This window comes from Kitasatospora sp. NPDC091257 (genome assembly GCF_044757675.1).
GTDB lineage: Bacteria > Actinomycetota > Actinomycetes > Streptomycetales > Streptomycetaceae > Kitasatospora > Kitasatospora lactacystinica.
This window is the reverse complement of sequence record NZ_JBIVVI010001793.1, coordinates 1-1198: the sequence shown is the minus strand read 5'-3', so window position 1 is coordinate 1198 and position 1198 is coordinate 1. Positions and strand designations below refer to the sequence as shown.

At 74.9% G+C, this 1198-nt stretch carries 1 protein-coding gene; it reads right to left on the bottom strand.

Annotation, left to right across the window (positions count from 1 at the left end; genetic code table 11):
- Positions 1-211: 211 nt before the first annotated feature.
- Positions 212-1126 (bottom strand): lytic polysaccharide monooxygenase, encoded by a 915-nt coding sequence (locus tag ACIQOV_RS42080; RefSeq protein WP_401056510.1) that lies wholly within the window; start codon positions 1124-1126, stop codon positions 212-214.
- Positions 1127-1198 lie beyond the last annotated feature (72 nt).

Sequence of the window (1198 nt, the reverse complement as noted above, 5' to 3'; positions counted from 1 at the left end):
GTTCGGGGGGCGGGGGCGGGGCTCCGGGGGGGGGGGGTCGGGTGGGGGGGGGGGGGGGGGGGGAACCACCACGTGACCCCCGGGCACCTCACCGGGGGGGGCCCCACGGGGGAGGGAACCCTCCGGGTGGGCCGCCGTTCGTCGTCGTACGGGTGGTGCCACGGGAGCCGGGCCGGACGGGGGTGCGCCGGCCCGGCTCCCGTGCCCGGCGTCAGGAGTCGCGTCGAACAGCCTCGACGCGACGGCGCCGGAGCACCATGCCGGCCCAGCCGACACCGATCGCGGCAGCGCCCGCGAGCAGCAGCGGACCGGTGGCCGAGGTGCCGCCCACGGCCGCGGAGGCGGTCGGGACCACCTGGCCGGCCGGGGAGTCCGGGTCCCCGCCGTGGCCGTGGTGGGCGACCGTGGACTTGGACGCGTCGGCCGCGATCTGGGCGTCGCTGGGAGCGGCCGGGGCCTGGGCGGCGAGCGCCGACACGGCCGTGGTGGAGGCGCCGAAGTCGACGTCGGAGCAGGAGTAGAAGGCCTCCGGGCTGTCGCTGCGCTGCCACACCGTGTAGAGGACCTGGCGGCCGGTGCGCTGCGGCAGGGTACCGGAGTAGGTGTAGGACCCGTTGACCGCGTTGCGGTCGACCTGCACCTTGGCCACCGGGGTCTGGTCGAGGTCCGACCACTTCAGCGGCTTGGTCGGGTCGTAGCCCGCCTTGGTGATGTAGACGGTCTGGGTGCCGACGTGCGGCGCGGTGGTGCGGAACTGGAAGGTGAAGGTCCCGGCCTTCACCGCGGTGGCCGGCCAGTCGGTGCGCGGCCAGTCCAGCGCCGCGTACTTGTCGCGGTTGGCCGAGCAGAGCTTGCCGTCCGGGATCAGCGCCTGGTGGTTGCCGTTGGCGTTGGCGATGTTGACCTCGTTCCAGTCGTACAGCGGCTGGGTGCCGCTCGCGGCGACGAGGTCCTTGCAGACCTGGGACACCGGGTGCTCGGGGCCCTCGGCGTAGCAGGCGGCGACCCGGCTGACGGGATTGGTCATCGTGCCGTGGGCGCTGGCGGTGCCGGCGGTGGCACCGGCCACCGCGAGGAGCGCGGCGCCGATCACGCCGACGGACAGGGCATTGCGCTTGATGGACATGGGGTGGGGACTCCTTGACCGTCGTTCCGGGCACGTGTGGGGGAGGAGCGGGCACGCCTGCCCGTTCGGGGG